Source organism: Desnuesiella massiliensis, assembly GCF_001403615.1.
In the GTDB taxonomy this organism is placed as follows: Bacteria; Bacillota; Clostridia; order Clostridiales; family Clostridiaceae; genus Desnuesiella; species Desnuesiella massiliensis.
Genome location: NZ_LN879454.1, coordinates 299,192 through 315,460, shown reverse-complemented (window position 1 = coordinate 315,460; position 16,269 = coordinate 299,192). Strand labels below are relative to the sequence as shown.

Annotated in this window: 16 protein-coding genes and 3 other annotated features; of the genes, 2 read left to right on the top strand and 14 right to left on the bottom strand. The window is 33.7% G+C overall.

The features are described from left to right. Positions 1–11: 11 nt before the first annotated feature. The 5 genes from megL to BN2665_RS05195 form a co-directional block, all read right to left on the bottom strand. Positions 12–1,211, bottom strand: coding sequence for a methionine gamma-lyase (gene megL, locus BN2665_RS05215; RefSeq protein ID WP_055666060.1), 1,200 nt, complete (start codon positions 1,209–1,211; stop codon positions 12–14). Between the two features lie 247 nt (positions 1,212–1,458). Beyond that, positions 1,459–3,024, bottom strand: coding sequence for a sigma 54-interacting transcriptional regulator (locus BN2665_RS05210; protein ID WP_055666059.1), 1,566 nt, complete (start codon positions 3,022–3,024; stop codon positions 1,459–1,461). 13 nt (positions 3,025–3,037) lie between these two features. Beyond that, a complete protein-coding gene (locus BN2665_RS05205; RefSeq protein ID WP_055666377.1) occupies positions 3,038–3,559 on the bottom strand; it encodes a chromate transporter in 522 nt (173 codons plus the stop codon). A gap of 2 nt (positions 3,560–3,561) precedes the next feature. After that, positions 3,562–4,107, bottom strand: coding sequence for a chromate transporter (locus BN2665_RS05200; protein WP_055666058.1), 546 nt, complete (start codon positions 4,105–4,107; stop codon positions 3,562–3,564). 615 nt (positions 4,108–4,722) lie between these two features. Next, entirely contained in the window at positions 4,723–5,187 is a 465-nt protein-coding gene (locus BN2665_RS05195) for a helix-turn-helix domain-containing protein (RefSeq protein ID WP_055666057.1), read from the bottom strand. A gap of 234 nt (positions 5,188–5,421) precedes the next feature. On the opposite strand from BN2665_RS05195, the gene BN2665_RS05190 reads away from it, so the two are divergent. After that, complete coding sequence (locus BN2665_RS05190; protein ID WP_055666056.1) at positions 5,422–6,429, top strand: YeiH family protein; 1,008 nt, start codon at positions 5,422–5,424, stop codon at positions 6,427–6,429. 61 nt (positions 6,430–6,490) lie between these two features. On the opposite strand, the gene BN2665_RS05185 is transcribed toward BN2665_RS05190, so the two are convergent. Continuing rightward, the gene (locus BN2665_RS05185; RefSeq protein WP_055666055.1) at positions 6,491–6,688 is read right to left on the bottom strand and encodes a hypothetical protein; all 198 of its coding nucleotides are present in this window, start codon (positions 6,686–6,688) and stop codon (positions 6,491–6,493) included. Between the two features lie 221 nt (positions 6,689–6,909). Between BN2665_RS05185 and BN2665_RS05180 the strand changes: the two genes are divergently transcribed. Next, positions 6,910–7,449 (top strand): GNAT family N-acetyltransferase, encoded by a 540-nt coding sequence (locus BN2665_RS05180; RefSeq protein ID WP_055666054.1) that lies wholly within the window; start codon positions 6,910–6,912, stop codon positions 7,447–7,449. A gap of 127 nt (positions 7,450–7,576) precedes the next feature. Here the strand turns inward: BN2665_RS05180 and BN2665_RS05175 are convergent, their stop codons facing one another. The 8 genes from BN2665_RS05175 to BN2665_RS05140 all read right to left on the bottom strand — a co-directional run bounded on the left by BN2665_RS05175 (position 7,577) and on the right by BN2665_RS05140 (position 15,996). Beyond that, complete coding sequence (locus tag BN2665_RS05175) at positions 7,577–8,425, bottom strand: MBL fold metallo-hydrolase (protein WP_055666053.1); 849 nt, start codon at positions 8,423–8,425, stop codon at positions 7,577–7,579. 293 nt (positions 8,426–8,718) lie between these two features. Continuing rightward, the gene (locus tag BN2665_RS05170; protein ID WP_055666052.1) at positions 8,719–9,282 is read right to left on the bottom strand and encodes a 5' nucleotidase, NT5C type; all 564 of its coding nucleotides are present in this window, start codon (positions 9,280–9,282) and stop codon (positions 8,719–8,721) included. Between the two features lie 244 nt (positions 9,283–9,526). Beyond that, positions 9,527–9,796 (bottom strand): CD3324 family protein, encoded by a 270-nt coding sequence (locus tag BN2665_RS05165; protein WP_055666051.1) that lies wholly within the window; start codon positions 9,794–9,796, stop codon positions 9,527–9,529. Positions 9,797–10,099: 303 nt separating this feature from the next. Continuing rightward, complete coding sequence (locus BN2665_RS05160; protein ID WP_055666050.1) at positions 10,100–11,869, bottom strand: alanine--tRNA ligase; 1,770 nt, start codon at positions 11,867–11,869, stop codon at positions 10,100–10,102. 66 nt (positions 11,870–11,935) lie between these two features. Next, positions 11,936–12,186 (bottom strand) — a binding site (T-box leader). A gap of 140 nt (positions 12,187–12,326) precedes the next feature. Then, complete coding sequence (thrS, locus tag BN2665_RS05155) at positions 12,327–14,093, bottom strand: threonine--tRNA ligase (RefSeq protein ID WP_055666049.1); 1,767 nt, start codon at positions 14,091–14,093, stop codon at positions 12,327–12,329. 39 nt (positions 14,094–14,132) lie between these two features. Then, positions 14,133–14,566, bottom strand: a binding site (T-box leader). A gap of 43 nt (positions 14,567–14,609) precedes the next feature. Further along, positions 14,610–14,834: a binding site (T-box leader), on the bottom strand. 205 nt (positions 14,835–15,039) lie between these two features. Continuing rightward, entirely contained in the window at positions 15,040–15,270 is a 231-nt protein-coding gene (locus BN2665_RS05150) for a hypothetical protein (RefSeq protein WP_055666048.1), read from the bottom strand. Between the two features lies 1 nt (position 15,271). After that, the gene (locus tag BN2665_RS05145) at positions 15,272–15,775 is read right to left on the bottom strand and encodes a DUF3990 domain-containing protein (RefSeq protein ID WP_055666047.1); all 504 of its coding nucleotides are present in this window, start codon (positions 15,773–15,775) and stop codon (positions 15,272–15,274) included. Then, complete coding sequence (locus BN2665_RS05140; protein WP_055666046.1) at positions 15,772–15,996, bottom strand: DUF3791 domain-containing protein; 225 nt, start codon at positions 15,994–15,996, stop codon at positions 15,772–15,774. The genes BN2665_RS05145 and BN2665_RS05140 overlap by 4 nt, the downstream gene beginning before the upstream one ends. Positions 15,997–16,269: the final 273 nt, after the last annotated feature.

Genomic DNA, 16,269 nt, shown 5'->3' with positions numbered 1-16,269 from the left:
GCACCTCTTTTTTAGCAGATAGTTTTTAAAGCTTGATCTAAATCACTTATGATATCTTCTATATTTTCTAAACCTACGGCAATTCTTATCATTCCATCGCTGATTCCAGCCTCTTCTCTCTCTTCTTTAGTGTATGGAGAGTGAGTCATGGATGCAGGATGTTGCACTAGGGTTTCCGCATCTCCTAAGCTTACTGCTAATTTGCATAGCTTAACATTATTTATTACCCTCTTACCTTCTTCCATACCGCCCTTAAGCTCCACGGCAATTACAGCTCCAGGTAGAGACATTTGTTTCTTAGCTAGTTCATATTGCTTAAAGCTTTCTAAGCCTGGATAATACACCTTATCTACCGCTGGATGACTTTCTAAGAATTTAGCTACTTTCATAGCATTTTTGCAGTGTCTTTCCATTCTTATTTCTAAAGTCTTCATACCTCTTATGATAAGGAAGGCATCAAAAGGACTTAAGGAAGCTCCTGTCATATCCTTTATTCCAAACAATCTTACATTTTTTATATATTCCGCACTTCCCACTACAAAGCCTGAAATTACATCTCCATGGCCATTTAAAAACTTTGTTCCGGAGTGAATAACCACGTCTGCACCAAGCTCTAAAGGTCTTTGAATATATGGAGTACAGAAGGTGTTGTCTACCATAACTAGACAGCCTTCTTTTTCGTGAGCTATTTTGCTTATAGCCTCTATGTCAGCAATATCAAGATTTGGATTTGCAGGGGTTTCTAGATAAACCACCTTAGTATTATCTCTCATGGCCTTTCTAACATTTTCTGGATCTGTGGAGTCTACAAAGGTTACCTCTACCCCATATCTGGTTAGTCCATGGCTTAAGTAAGCATAGGTACAGCCATATAAAGTCTTCGCTGCTACTACGTGATCTCCAGCTTTTAACGCTGTCCAGAAAGCAGAAGCCACTGCACCGATGCCTGAAGCTGTAGAAACTGCTGCCTCTCCGCCTTCTAGCATAGCCAGCTTTTCCTCTAGCTCTGTGTTAGTTGGATTTCCAAGTCTAGTATAAATGTAACCATCTTCTTTAAGCGCAAATCTGTTTCCGCCTTGCTCAGCAGAATCAAAAATAAAGGTTGCTGTTTGATGAATTGGAGTAGCTAAAGCTCCATACTGATCTTTCTTATGTCCCCCATGAATTGCTCTAGTGGCAAAGCCCATAGTTTTTAAAGTATTTTTATCCATAAATATCCCCCTTAAAATAAAGCTTTTTCCCTTATGCTTCTCAATAGAGCAATAGCCATGCCAACTAAAATAAAAATTAAAATTCAGTAGCTTATAATTCTTAAAATTTGTAGCAACATGAGCATTAGAGTATGTTAAAAATAAAACAACTTTCTTTAGTTAAACCTTTACAAAATAAAAAATGTAAATATTTATTTACACCACTCCATTTAAGTGTAAAAATATATTTACATTTGTAAAATAATATTTACATTTTGATATTATATTTCTTTATCTTATTCATTATGGTCGTATGAGACACCTTTAATATTTTTGCTGTCTTTCTATAGCTTCTATTACTTTTTAAAACCCTTGAAATGATTTCCTTTTCCTTCTGCTCTAGCTCGTCCTTTAGCGAAGGCTGTTCTTTTTCCATATTAGCTATGATATTTGGAACATAGCCTTGATTCTCATTTTTAAAATCAATAATCAATTCTTTAGTAGTTAAAAACTGTCCTTCACATAAATTCATAGCTCTCTCTACCACATTTTGGAGCTCTCTAACATTGCCCGGCCAGTGATATTTCATTAAATCGCTGATGAACTCTAGCTGCGCTCCTTTAATATCTCTTTTTATTCTTTTGTTAAGCTTATCTATAAAAAATTGTACTAAGCTAGGTATGTCCTCTAATCTCTCCCTTAGGCTTGGAATACATATAGGTATAACATTTAACCTATAATATAAGTCCTCTCTAAATAGTCCATGGCTAATCATGTCCTCAAGATTTTTATTAGTAGCAGCTATTATTCTTACATCCACAAATTCTTCTTTATTGCTGCCTATTTTTCTTATGGTACCTTCCTGTAATACTCTCAAAAGCTTAGCTTGAAGCACCATGGAAAGTTCCCCTATTTCATCTAAAAACAAGGTACCTTCGCTAGCCTCTTTAAAAAGCCCGTCCTTCCCATTTTGCATAGCACCAGTAAAACTTCCTTTCTCATAGCCAAATAGTTCACTCTCTAGTAAGCTTTCAGGTAAAGCCGCACAATTGATAGTAACAAAGCTTTTATTTTTTCTATCACTAGAATAATGAATAGCCTTTGCAAAAAGCTCCTTTCCGGTGCCGCTTTCCCCTCTTAAAAGTACCGTTGAATTGCTTTTAGCCACCGCGCCCGTGATCTTCTTAACTTTTTCAATGCTCTGACTGCTTCCTATGATATCCTTAAAGGCACTGTGCTCTACGGTGGAAATTATATCTACCAACTGCCTTGCTTTGTTAAAATCCTTTATAGAGGCCACAGCTCCTATTACCTCATCATTATCATTTTTTATGGTTCTTCCCGTAGATATATAATCAATCTCTCCACGATCATTTTTCAAATTAAACTCCAAATTGTCATACTCCACTCCACTTTTAATCAAGTTAACAATGGGGGTTTCCTCACCTATGAGTTTCCTTATATCTCTTCCTATAACTTCCTCTTTTTTATAGTTAAATAACTCTTCACAATAGTTGTTAAAAATGCTGATGTTAAAATTTCTATCCATAGAAATGATTCCTTCGTCTACTGAATCTATCACCGCTAAAAGCCGCCTTTCATCCTGTTCATGATACAGCAGTTCCATTTCATTTATGGAGATAACATCTTCAATTTCACAAAGCTCCTCTTTTAAAGCTCCCTTTATTTTCTCATCTATATCCTCTATCTTCACACATACTCTTTGAAAGAACACTTCCATAGAAATTAAATTAATATTTCTCTTATAGATTTTTTCTAATAGTTCTACGGTTATTCCTAACCTATCTCGGGTGATAATTTCAAATCTAATCATTTAAACCATCCTCTTAATATAATAAAAATCCAATTACTCCCGCTACCACAGTCATTAAAATAGGATCAGCCTTAAACTTATATGATGCTATAAAAGCCGCGGCAAAAATTATAATGCTTTTATAGTCTATAAAAGATCCCTTAGTAACTAATAGGGCCGCCGCTGCCACTAATCCTACTACCGCAGGGCGCAATCCTAAAAAGGCATTTTCTACATATTTATTATTTTTGAATTTGAAGAAGAAACGGCAAATTATAACCATTATTATTATAGAAGGCGCCACAACTCCTAAGGTAGCCAAGGCAGATCCAAAAATTCCTGCTGTTTTATAACCTATATATGTAGCACTATTAATGGCAATAGGTCCTGGAGTTACTTGAGATATAGCCACTATATCTATAAATTCCTTAACAGAAACCCACTGATTAGTAGAAGTTACTTCCTGCTGAATGAGAGGCAGCATGGCATAGCCTCCACCAAAGCTGAAAAGTCCTATCTTAAAAAAAGTTATAAAGATTTTTGTTAATAATCCTATATTCACTGCTGCCTCCTCCCTTTATACCAGCCATATATGTTGCCTCCTATAGCTGCTAATATAATTATATAAATAGCTGTTACCTTTAAAACTCCTACCACCACTGCAATCAAAATAGGTATTATTATGGTGTATTTATTTATTTTTGCACTTTTGCCCATCCTTATAACAGGAGCTGCTATAAGGGCTACCACTGCTGGCCTTATACCTTTAAAGATTCTCTCTACTACAGGGCTATCCTGAATGCCTACAAAAAATGAAGCAATAATCAGTATTATTATAAAGGAAGGCAGCACAGAGCCTAAGGTTGTAAATATAAGCCCTGGCACTCCTCCAACTTTATAACCCACAAACACTGCAGTATTTACCGCAATAGGTCCTGGAGAAGACTGGGCTAAGGCTAACATATCTACGAACTCCTCTTTTTCTACCCACTGTTTTTTATCCACTACTTCTTTTTCAATTAGAGGTACCATGGCATAACCTCCACCTATGGTAAATGCTCCAATCTTAAAAAAAACTAAAAACATATCTATTAATTTGTTCATAGTTACATCTCCTAAACATTATTTGTATATATGTTTACCATATATATTATACTTCTTTTACACTTTTATTTTACAGATAAAAAATGGTTAAATCTATATTAATATATATCTTATATATAGGTTAATATTCTTCCTTTGTTTTATTCCTGTTTTAATTCTTCCTTAGTCTGCCCTGTCATCTAATAAATAAACAACCTGTCTTATCTAATACGACATAAATTTTCCTTTATGGAATCAATATATATTTTTTCAAATTATTTCTGTGGATAACTCTTGTGGTTTTTTATACTTATCCACAAAACAATGCACACCTTGTGCACAACTTTTAATTTAACCTCTGATAAATCAATAACCCACATTACTATGTACAATTATCCACAGTTTGTGGATTCTATAGTGTATTATAAAAACAAAAATCCCCAGATAATATATCTCTGGAGATTTTTAGTCCACCACAAATAGACCTATGAAAAACAATCATAGGTATCCTCTATTTATAGGAGGCTGTGAAAAAAGGTGTTCTATAGGTTTCCCTACACCGCGCGTGGAGTCCCACGAGCGGCCCGTGAAAAAGAACACCTATGTTTTTCACATCCTCCTATATTTCTTTATTTTTTATTTATATAATTTCTCAGCATTATATTCTTCTTGTCCTAAGAGCATATTTTCTAAGCACCCAAAATCATAGCTTCTCTCTTCTATATTCCAATTGCTTTTCTTTGATGGATAATTATAGCCATAACCTTTATGACTTTGAGCTTTAGTATTCTTATCTTTCATATCCTTAACTTTTTCCACTAGAGCATTAACCTTTTGAGTCACTACTTTTAACATCACAGTATATAAATTTGATATGCTACCTCTTCGCTGCTTCTTCAAAAGCCCAGCATTAATAAGCTCTTCAATATATCTTTGAATAGTTCTTACAGATTTATTCAATTTCTCTGCCAAATAATTTTGTGAAGGAAAGCATTCTGTCTTTTCGTTATAGCACATGCTCTGAAGCAAGAAAAACAGCTTAAAAGCCCCATCAGATATATTAAAGCTCATTATACTATTATCTATATTAGTGTATGACATAAAAAAATCCCCCTTTTGCACTAGTGCTTGCTCTGTAACCTTAAAACAGAGTGTTATCACTTAGATATGCAGTTTAGGGAGATGTTGCAGAAATTTTTATAAACTTTTAATAAATTTTATTTATTATGCTGTCTTAGTTATAATAAACTCTTATATTTGTATAAAAATTTATAATTTGAATTATAACTATTTAAATACTATCATTATTACTGTACTAAATTAGGAGATGATTTTATGGAATGGTTCAAGGAACATATTATAGGAATATTTATATCACTATTATTGGCACTGGTTGCTACAAAATTAGGGTCTTTATTTCCCATTATAGGTGGTCCTGTATTTGGTATTGTAATGGGGATAATCATAAACAATACTTTGGGTAAGCCTAAAGCTGCCTCTAAAGGCATCGCCTTTACATCAAAAAAAATACTTCAATGGGCAATAATTGTATTAGGAGCTGGTTTAAACCTCATGCAGGTTTTAAATACAGGATTAAGTTCCTTTTCAGTAATGATATTTACGCTTTCCGCTGCCTTTATAACTGCTTATGTCTTTGGAAAACTACTTGGGATTCCTAAGAATTTAAGAAACTTAATAGGAGTAGGTACTGCTATATGCGGTGGTTCTGCCATAGCTGCAATTTCCCCCATTATAGAAGCGGAGGATACTGAAATAGCTTATTCTGTTTCCACCATATTTTTATATAATATAATAGCTGTATTAGTCTTTCCTCCTATTGGCCATATCATAGGCTTCTCTGATAAAGCCTTTGGCCTTTGGGCAGGCACTGCTATAAACGATACATCTTCAGTAGTAGCAGCAGGCTATGCTTTCAGTAACGTGGCTGGAGCTTATGCTACCATTGTGAAGCTTACAAGGACTACCATGATTATACCTATATCCCTTATTTTTGCCTTTATTACTTCCTATAAAAAGAAAAAAGAATCTACACAAGATTCAAAGGTTAATTATAATATCAAAAAGATATTCCCTTGGTTTATCCTAGGCTTTCTCCTAGCTTCCTTGCTTAATACTATGGGACTTTTTACTGGAGCTAGTATTAAGTATATAAACCTTACAGCTAAATTTATGATAGTGATGGCTCTTTCAGCTATTGGTTTAAATACTAACTTTAAAGCTATTATTAAAAACGGACTAAAACCCATGTTACTTGGCCTTATTGTATGGTTTTCCGTAGCTATAGTAAGCATATTGGTTCAGTTTTCTACAGGGCAAATATAATTTTTTCTAAGTGGTATGGATGTAGATCACAAACTATATCCTTCACCACTTTTTCTTTAAACTATTTATCCGTACTCTTTTTCCCAAAAATCTTATAGAGCACCTTATCATACTCTCCTAGCTTATCCGCTAGCATGTGCCAATTTTTATGTTCTGCATTAGCCACCTGTATTTGGTTAGCTTCTATATTCTCTACTCTTTCTTTAATTTCTTTTATGTCTGAAGCCATTTGCTCTAAAAGTGCCTTTATTTCATCCATTCTCATAAACCTCCTTAAAATACAAGTTAATTGTATTTATAATAGGTCATCTGTTTGATATTGTCAATTTATATAACGTAACAAATATGAATAAATCATTTTGGAAAGAATATCTATAATCATTCTTTCCATTGTATTAATCTTAATTTATAATTATAATTTTTGTAAGTATAATTAGATTAGTAAAATATTGAGAATAGTTAGAGGGGGTAAATAAAATAATGGAAATACGCTTTGAAGAATTTAAAGATGAAATTGATACTCTTGTAGAATTTCTAACCTCAGATACTTGGGAATTCTTTGGAACACCGAACCTAAAGCCAGAAAGGATCAGAGCAAGCTATGAAAACCATTATTATACTGGGGATGAATGCAAAACAATTTGGGTTATTTCAGACCAGGATACAAAAGTGGGAATGATAAGGCTTTATGACTTACAAGATAGCACTCCCATGTTTGATATAAGAATTTTGAGTAAGTACAAGGGCATGGGAATTGGACCAATTACTCTCAATTGGTTGGTTGATTATGTATTTAATAATTACTCTGACAAGGACAGAATAGAGGGTGTTACAAGACAAGATAACTATGCTATGAGATGTGTATTCCATAAGTGTGGTTTTGTTAAAGAAGGCCACCATAGAAAAGCATGGGTAGGTACTGATGGAATAGCATATGATGCCATTAGTTATGGCATTATAAGAGAAGATTGGCAAAACGGGCAACCTACGCCAGTAAATTGGAATGACTTTAAGTATTAAGTATATAGACTATAAGTGCTAAGTATATAAATATTAATATTCTTAAAACATGCATTAAGGGAAGTTTACTACTTCCCTTAAAAATTGTCCTAATATCAATACTATTTTAAAGCATAGCCTAATTTTTTTAGCAATCTCTATAAGCTATATTCGCAAAGCACTTTATAAAAAAAGCTTCATCCTTAGAGGGTTCTCTATGGTATGTGTCTGAAAATCTTTTAATGGCTTCTTCCACGGAAACACTTTCCTCAACTACTTGTCCGGTTATTCTTAATTGCTCCCAAAAATTCACTATTTCTTTTCTATCGCATAGCGACTCGTGAGACAGAATATAATATTCAGTATCATAGCTTTCAATAATATCTATCATGTCCAATAGTTTTTTTCTATGATATCCGTAGACTCCATCTTGAGTGCCGCCATAGGCACAATCTCCCATAAACATAACCTTTTCCTCAGGAATATAAATTATGCTGGAATCATCAGTATGAGGGCCACCAACTTTTTTTATAATACAGGTTATTCCTCCTAGATCTATTTCAATGCTATCCTTATAGGTTATATCTATATGTCCTAAAGCAAAATCCCCTCCTTCTGGAAACTCCGCTTTTATGCATTTAACAGAAAATTCATTAAAAATCTTGTCCTGCAAATACTTTTCTAAAGATGGCTCATCAAAATTTAAATTTTTTATTTTGTTTAATCTTTCTTTCGTGCTTTCATGAGCAATAGTTGTTAAATTCATCTCCCCAATACCAAAGGTATGATCCCAGTGATGATGGGTTATGGCTAAATACTTCACTGGTGGAATATCCATGGCTTCTAGCTCTGATAAAAACTCTCTAGCATGTCTAGGTGAATTACCAGAATCAACAATCAAACTATATCTATCCCCGCATACAACTCCTAAGGTGGGTCTATCAGTTTCATTACTATTTGGCATATAATAAATCCTGTCTGTCAATTTATTAAGCATATAAATCCTCTCCTTGTCTCTCTACCCTTTGTTTTAAATTCATCTTAAATATAATCCATTTATATTCTTATAACAAGCTAAATAATTATACATATTTGTTTTTTATCTTCTGTAGGATTTGTATTGCGGCATAAAAATACCGTAAAATTCTTTTGAATAATACGGTGTACTAGTAAATTATTCATTTTTTAGTTGTTACGTTAAATATGAATATGACGAACTAAAGATAAAAAATATCACAAAATCCATCCTGGATAGTGTGATATTTCGCTTTTCTATTTATGTTTATAAAATTATAGCAATAGTTTTTCTACTTCTCTCCAGTCAAAACATCTTTGCCCTGTCCAATTTTTATTCCAATCAAGTTCCTTTCCAAAACATATTTTTAATTTTGCATCACTACTTAAAAGATTTTCTGAGTGATCATCAATAAATATTGAATTCTTCATATTTACAACACTTTTATCAGTCTTTATTCCCTTTGCTTCCACAACATTAGCAAGTAATATAACATTATCTACAATAGATAAATTCTCTTTTATCCATTTGGCCTTAAAAGAAATATTTTCTAAAGTTCCAATAGAGCAAATTGCCAATTCATACTTACTTGCTAATCTTTCAATAACCTCCTTAGCATAAGGCATTAATTCTAAATTTCGAAAAAATTCTTCACTTGAAAATATAACTTCTTGATGATCTACTAAATTGCATTGATCCTTAAGATCGTATCTATTAACTTTATTATGATCAGCTTGTACAAATCCATCATGTTCTCTATAAAGGGAATTGTAAATGTTACAATATGTTTTAACTGAATCGGCAATAGTACAATCAAAGTCTATGAAAATTTTATTCATTCGTTGTTTTCAACCTTTCCTTTCTTGTTAGTCTCTTCATATGTGCCTGACTTAATCAATATTACAATTATATCATTTTTCTTTAAAACTTAATAAATTAATTTGTACTTTAATATTACTGAGATTTTCAATGAAAAACAAATAAAATCACAGGTCTAGCTATTACTATTCTACCTGTGATTTTATATACTATTTTATTGCTTTGCATCTTTTATTAAAAGCTGTCGTTACTAGAAGTCCCTCTTTATTTATTACTAATATACACTATTTTCTTAATACTAGCCAAAGACAAGCAATAAGCTTCTGCTAGGCGTTCTTTGCTTTCTCCGCCTTTATATCTCTTTCTGATCTCCATATTTCTTCTAGCTATATCTTCCCTTGCTCCAGACCTTTCGCCCCATTCACTTCGTATACCTGGCTCTCTTGGAATGTACAGATATTGGCCTTGAACATATCTTTGAATCTCTTCTACCAATCTCTTTGGTAATATATTTGATGCTGTAGTATATTTCATTTCCCTCTCTCCTTAGAAAAAATTCCATCCTAAGGGTACAAGGTCTACTTCAAAATATACTAGGCGATTATTTAAAATTAATCTATAATTCTATCGTCCTAATCTATTTAATAGACCTTGCACGATATGTCCTCGAAAGCATTCTTAGCATATAAATCCCCCTTTATAAACCTTATTTCAAAACTTATCCTTACACTTATAAATTATCCTCTATAGACTAGAATTAGTAAATAGCTTATTTTATCTTATATGAAAAATACCGCATTTAAACCATAAAGTTTGTAGCAAAATATATTACCTATTCTAATCCCTATCTCTTAATAGCACTGCCTTTATTCTTCTTACTCCTGAAGCTACGCTTTCCTCCTTAACAATTTTAAAATACCCAAGCTCTGAAGTATTTTCCACATGAGGTCCTCCACATATTTCCTTGCTAAAGTCCCCGATAGTGTATACTTTTACTACCTCTCCGTATTTATTAGCAAAGAGGCCTTCAGCTCCACTTTCCTTTGCCTTCTCATATGGTATTTCTTCACAGGTTATGCTCATACTTCTCTTTATAGCATTATTTACGATATCCTCTACGGTTTTTAATTCCTGTGAGGTAAGCTTTTGTCCATGGGTAAAGTCAAATCTAAGTCTTTCCTTTGTTATATTGCTTCCTTTTTGCTTTGCATGCTCCCCAAGAACAAGCTGTAATGCTCTATGCAATAGATGAGTTGCTGTATGGAGGGCAATAGTCTCTGAAGTATCATCTGCTAGCCCTCCTTTAAATTTTTCAGCTGCTCCCTGTCTTGATAGTTCCTGATGATTTTTAAAAAGCTCTTTAAAACCTTGTAAATCAATTTCTACACCATTCTCCTTTGCAAGTTCTCCAGTTATTTCTGGAGGAAAGCCATAGGTATCATACAGATTAAATACAGTTTTAGCATTTAAAATATTAATATTTTCCTTTTTAAGACCTTCAAGAATCTTATAAAGCCTTGCTTCACCCTTTTCTAAGGTAGTCATAAACTTGTCTTTTTCTTCTTGAAGAATATTAATTATATTCTCTTCATTCTTCTCTAGCTCTCCATACATATGCCTCAAGCTATTAATAACTACAGTAGCTAGTCTACATATATTATCTGGATTTATTTCGAGCTTTCTCATATAACGCACTGCTCTTCTGATAAGTCGGCGCAGTATATAGCTCTGATCCATATTACCAGGCAGCACCCCATCTGTTATGATAAAGCAAGCTGCTCTTATATGATCTGCAATTATTCTAAAACTTACCTCATCCTTCTTATTTGAAAGAAGCTTTATTTCTTCCATTACCTCTGAGAAAAGTTTAGTCTCATATATATTATCCTTATGCTCCATTAGCGCTGTAACCCGCTCAAGACCTAAGCCTGTATCAACATTTTTCTGCTTAAGAGGCGTAAAATTCCCCTCAGAATCCTTATAGTATTCCATAAATACATTGTTCCATATCTCCCAATACTTGCCGCAGTCACAGGATGGTCCACAGCCCTTAGAGCACCTTGGCTTTAAAGTATCATAAAATATTTCAGTGTCAGGACCACAGGGTCCTGTTACTCCTGCCGGCCCCCACCAATTATGCTTCTTCCCGTAATAGTATATATTTTCTTCTTTTACTCCAAGGCTTCTCCAAACCTCAGCTGCTTCTACGTCTCTAGCTGCATCCTGATCTCCTGAAAATACACTTACTGAAAGCCTCTCCGGATCAAGCTTCAAGCAATTAACAAGAAAGTCATAGCTCATCCTAATGGCTTCCTCCTTAAAATAGTCACCTAAAGACCAATTTCCAAGCATTTCGAAAAAGGTAACATGAGTATCATCACCCACCTCATCAATATCATCAGTCCTTAAGCATTTTTGATAATCAACAAGTCTCTTACCTAAGGGATGAGGTTCTCCAAGAAGATAGGGTACCAAAGGATGCATTCCTGCAGTGGTAAATAAAACACTAGGATCATTTTCTGGAATCAGAGATGCTCCTGAAATAACCCTGTGATTTCTTTCATTAAAAAATTCAATAAACTTGTTTCTGATTTCTAAAGCATTCATTTTTACTCCTCCTACTTTTCTTATTGTTTTAATTTTTAGCAAATAAAAAAACTCTCCTATCCCTATAAAAGGGACGGAAGAGTTTAAATCCGCGGTACCACCCTAGTTAGCCATACAGTGACTTTACCTGTAAGCTCGCTCAAACCAGTACTAACATACTGTGCCTTTATAACGTAAGGAAACGTCTCTCTCTACTGGCTGCACTTTGGAGAGGAAGCTCAAGAGCTGCGTTCAATATAGTCACCTGTTAGATTTTCACCAAACTCTAACTCTCTTTGAGGACTTCTATACCTACTCTTCTCTATCATAGCTTTTAGATTTTTACTTTTCATATCATTAAACTATTTCGAATTTTATGAATTTAATGTTTTTATTATTATATCTGGTTAATTTTATAAAGTCAACTACTGTTGTGTTTGAATCTATGATACTAGAAAGCCACCTGTTTAAAAGTTCACTAATCCAGCATTTTGCTATCTATCTCCTGCATAATTCTTGAAATAAAGTCTTCTAGTAAGCAGCTGCCTTCATCACCATTTTTCCTGCTTCTAAGAGATATGCTTGATGAGTTTTGTTCTTTTTCTCCTAAAATAATAATGTATGGCACTCTCTCATTTCTAGCATCTCTAATTTTATAGCCTATTTTTTCTGCTCTAGAGTCTAAGCTAACTCGGATATTTTTTTCTTCTAGCTTATTTATTAAGGCTTCGGCATAAGCATTATATTGCTCTGATATAGGCAGAACTTTAACCTGGACTGGTGATAACCATGTAGGAAACTTACCTGCAAAGTGTTCTATTAAAATACCGATAAATCTTTCTATACTGCCAAAGATTACCCTGTGTATGACGATAGGTCTATGCTTTTCTCCATCACTGCCGATATATTGCAGATTAAATCTTTGTGGAAGCTGAAAATCTAATTGTATAGTGCCGCACTGCCATGTTCTCCCTATGCTATCTTCTAAATGGAAGTCAATTTTAGGACCATAGAAGGCACCATCCCCTTCATTAATCCTAAAGTCCATATTCATTTCCTCTAATGCTCCTTGGAGTGCACTTTCTGCTAATCGCCACTCTTCATCGCTTCCCATAGAGTTTTCTGGCCTTGTTGAAAGCTCCACAGTATACTTAAAGCCAAATCTTTCATAAACCTCATCTATAAGCTTCACTACACCCTTTATTTCATCCTTAATCTGCTCTGGCAGCATGAATATGTGGGCATCATCTTGAGTAAAGGCTCTAACCCTCATAAGTCCATGTAAGACTCCGGATAGTTCGTGCCTGTGTACCCTTCCCAATTCTCCTGCTCTTATGGGTAAATCTCTATAGGAATGAGCTTCAGATTTGAATACAAGCATTCCTCCTGGACAATTCATGGGCTTTATAGCAAACTCCTCTTCGTCTATATTTACAGTATACATATTCTCTTTATAGTGAAACCAATGCCCTGATGTTTCCCAAAGGGCCTTGTTTAATATCATAGGAGTTTCTATCTCCACATATCCATATTTCTTATGAAGCTCTCTCCAATATTCAATTAGCTTATTTTTTAAAACTACTCCCTTAGGAAGAAAGAACGGAAATCCTGGCCCTTCCTCCATTAAAGCAAATAGCTTCAGCTCTTTTCCTAGTTTTCTATGGTCTCGCTTTTTTGCTTCCTCTAGCATATTTAAATATTCATCAAGCTCACTCTTCTTAGCAAAGGCTGTGCCGTAGATTCTTTGAAGCATTTTATTTTTTTCACTGCCTCTCCAATAAGCCCCAGCCACTGATAAGAGCTTGAAAGCTTTTACCTTTGAAGTATTCAACACATGAGGTCCTGCACACAGGTCTATAAAATCTCCTTGCTTAAAGAAAGTTAACTCTTCTCCCTTTGGTAAATCATTTATAAGCTCTTTTTTATAATCTTCTCCTTTTTCCTCCATAAGCTTTAAAGCCTCTTCTCTAGAGAGTACTGATCTTTCTAACCTTAAATCTTCTTTTACTATTTTCTTCATTTCTTCTTCAATTCTCTCCAATACCTCCATAGTAAAGGCTTCTTCCACATCAAAGTCATAATAGAATCCGCTTTCTATGGCTGGTCCTATAGCTAACTTAGCCTCTGGATATAATCGCTTTACTGCTTGAGCAAGTATGTGAGCAGCGGTATGCCTAAGTGCCTTTTTCCCTTCTTCTTCGTTAGCATTGATTACATTACCATCTTTTAAAACAACCTTTAACATAAATATTCCTCCTTCAAAAAATAATAAAACTCGCCCCTAGTAAGGGACGAGTATTTTCGCGGTTCCACCCAAATTACAGGAGTATATTAAAACAGCACTCCTATCTCTCATATAGGAGGCTGTGAAAAAAGGTGTTCTATAGGTTTCCCTACACCGCGCGTGGAGCTCCACGCGCGGCCCGTGAAAAAGAACACCTATGTTCTTCACATCCTCCTATAGATAAACACTACAAAAACTTACTTTATATATGTTGCAAAATAGCATCTTTAAGCTATTATGGGACATGTATAAAGTGATAGTCGAAGCTGTTTATCTCAATATCTTTAACGCAGATTTACGGATTGTACTTACTTAGGTTCAGTAATCAGCTCAGAGGTGGTTTTCAGTAACACTTGCTCAAGAAACCTTTCAGCCGGTGAGTCTCTCTCTCTTTTAGCAGTAAGTCACTTACTCTTCCTCTTCATAACTTTTAAATATTATTTTAATCATGACAAAAAACAAAAAACCCATCCCAAACTAAGGGACGAGTATTATCGCGATTCCACCCAAATTACAGAAGCATAGTTAAACTACTTCTGTCACTCAATACCATTAACGCTGGTTTGCGGATTTACCTACTTAAGTTCAGCAATCAGCTCAGAGGTGGTTTTTCAACAACACTTGTTCAAGAAACCTTTCAGCCGGTGAGTTTCTCTCTCTGTTAACAGTAGACTATCTACTTTTCCTCTTCATAGCTTTTAGTTTAAAACTATTCTATTCTAAAACCTTCTTATTGTCAACATATAGGAGGCTATGAAAAAAGATGTTCTATAGGTTTCCCTACACCGCTCGTGGAGCTCCACGAGCGGACCGTGAAAAAGAACACCTATATTTTTCACAGCCTCCTATAGCTTGAATTTTTTTAATCTTTATAATCTTTACATATTCTCAAGCTTACTTTCATCCACTATTGTTCTTTTTGAATAATAGAACCATGCTTTAATTCATCCTTCAGTAATTCATAAATAAAACTTGAACTTTCTTTGTATAATCCAGTTTCCTCATCTAATAATTTTTCAAATATTTGGGAATTATATACAACTCCCATAGCTGCCTCTATACTAGATTCTTCATCTTCACACAAAAATTTTATTAATTCTTGTATAATACCTTCAATTAGCTCTTTTCTTATATTCATATCATTTACCCCCGACTAATTTTAGATACTTTAATGATTTTTCCGTATGAAAAGAATATTGATTTGAAAATTTCTTGTATTTCATTTCTTTAACTAGTATATTAATATCTATTAATCCTCTTGTAAAAGTTCTAAATAATAATGCCAAATCATCATCAGCAACAGGCCCAACTACTAAATCATACTTGTTGTCATTATTGCAGTTTAGACTGTTGATATTAGAGAACTTTCTATCTCTGTTATTTAATACAAAAATCGCCCATTCTTCTGTAGTCCCATCAAATATTTTTACATTTAATTCTTTAGATTTATAAATCTCCTCATTAAAATCAAATTCATTTACATAGGGATTACCACCATAAATTTTAGCTACTCTTTTAGCCATTAATTCTGCTTGTTCTTTTATAGCAGTACAATAAAATCCTTTTCCAAAATCTTTATATGGTCTACACTTTTCTAAGTCAATAGCAGATATAATCATGTTAGAACCATGGTACAATTTCATATTAAATGTCCCCCATTATTTTTGGCAATTGTAGTAATATCATCTATTGCTTCTTCAATACTTAATGTATGCTCAATCTCATAATTTTCATTAAGAAATCTTATTGCATTAAATTTATTTAAATAGTTAAACGCATCCTTATAATTCATAATGAATCTCTCTGCAAATTCATTAACACATACTACCATATAATCTATTTTATTTTGCTCTTCCTTACTCATATAATCCACCTTCATCTAAAAATATTTTCTAAAATTATTATATCATAATTTATATTTATTATCTTTTGCACTACATTGTTTTTTAACCTAATAAATATAGGTTATTCATCCTATAATTTTCTTAGCATTACTTTTATGTAATATCCCTTACCTAATATTCTCAAACTTACTTCCATCCACTGTTTTCCCATACTTTTTTAAATTCTCAAAGTAGCTTTCTATTTCTCCCTTTGAATTATATAGGACTACATCCTCTATTTTTGAGGTAATATC

Bases quoted from the DNA above. Each gene is read 5' to 3' on its own strand.
- megL (WP_055666060.1), bottom strand. From the start codon at position 1,211: ATGGATAAAAATACTTTAAAAACTATGGGCTTTGCCACTAGAGCAATT.
- BN2665_RS05210 (WP_055666059.1), bottom strand. From the start codon at position 3,024: ATGATTAGATTTGAAATTATCACCCGAGATAGGTTAGGAATAACCGTA.
- BN2665_RS05200 (WP_055666058.1), bottom strand. From the start codon at position 4,107: ATGAACAAATTAATAGATATGTTTTTAGTTTTTTTTAAGATTGGAGCA.
- BN2665_RS05195 (WP_055666057.1), bottom strand. From the start codon at position 5,187: ATGTCATACACTAATATAGATAATAGTATAATGAGCTTTAATATATCT.
- BN2665_RS05190 (WP_055666056.1), top strand. From the start codon at position 5,422: ATGGAATGGTTCAAGGAACATATTATAGGAATATTTATATCACTATTA.
- BN2665_RS05185 (WP_055666055.1), bottom strand. From the start codon at position 6,688: ATGGATGAAATAAAGGCACTTTTAGAGCAAATGGCTTCAGACATAAAA.
- BN2665_RS05180 (WP_055666054.1), top strand. From the start codon at position 6,910: ATGGAAATACGCTTTGAAGAATTTAAAGATGAAATTGATACTCTTGTA.
- BN2665_RS05175 (WP_055666053.1), bottom strand. From the start codon at position 8,425: ATGCTTAATAAATTGACAGACAGGATTTATTATATGCCAAATAGTAAT.
- BN2665_RS05170 (WP_055666052.1), bottom strand. From the start codon at position 9,282: ATGAATAAAATTTTCATAGACTTTGATTGTACTATTGCCGATTCAGTT.
- BN2665_RS05165 (WP_055666051.1), bottom strand. From the start codon at position 9,796: ATGAAATATACTACAGCATCAAATATATTACCAAAGAGATTGGTAGAA.
- BN2665_RS05160 (WP_055666050.1), bottom strand. From the start codon at position 11,869: ATGAATGCTTTAGAAATCAGAAACAAGTTTATTGAATTTTTTAATGAA.
- thrS (WP_055666049.1), bottom strand. From the start codon at position 14,093: ATGTTAAAGGTTGTTTTAAAAGATGGTAATGTAATCAATGCTAACGAA.
- BN2665_RS05150 (WP_055666048.1), bottom strand. From the start codon at position 15,270: ATGAATATAAGAAAAGAGCTAATTGAAGGTATTATACAAGAATTAATA.
- BN2665_RS05145 (WP_055666047.1), bottom strand. From the start codon at position 15,775: ATGAAATTGTACCATGGTTCTAACATGATTATATCTGCTATTGACTTA.
- BN2665_RS05140 (WP_055666046.1), bottom strand. From the start codon at position 15,996: ATGAGTAAGGAAGAGCAAAATAAAATAGATTATATGGTAGTATGTGTT.